Source organism: Acinetobacter sp. ABJ_C5_2 (assembly GCF_044538485.1).
Classification (GTDB): Bacteria; Pseudomonadota; Gammaproteobacteria; order Pseudomonadales; family Moraxellaceae; genus Acinetobacter; species Acinetobacter nosocomialis_A.
The window spans coordinates 1-226 of record NZ_JBIUCS010000126.1 but is presented as its reverse complement, the minus strand read 5'-3'; the positions used below and the strand labels follow the sequence as shown (position 1 = coordinate 226).

Sequence of the window (226 nt, the reverse complement as noted above, 5' to 3'; positions counted from 1 at the left end):
ACACTTCCAGTGTTGGCAGATGGACCACATACCGTGACTGTGACTGCAACTGACCCTGCAGGTAACGTTTCAACTCCGGTAACAGGCACAGTGACTGTCGATACTGCAGCAGCGAACTTGCTTGGTCTGATTACAGTACCGGATGACTTAAACACTGATGGCCTCATCAATACAGCAGAACTAGGCACAGACGGCAGCTTTGATGCCCGTGTTGCGTTAGGTCCGG

The 226-nt window shown here is 51.8% G+C and carries 1 protein-coding gene; it reads left to right on the top strand.

Features of this window, described 5'->3' with window-relative positions; translation table 11 throughout:
• On the top strand, positions 1-226 hold a 226-nt coding region (locus tag ACH8JV_RS19675), incomplete at both ends, for an Ig-like domain-containing protein (RefSeq protein WP_396523342.1).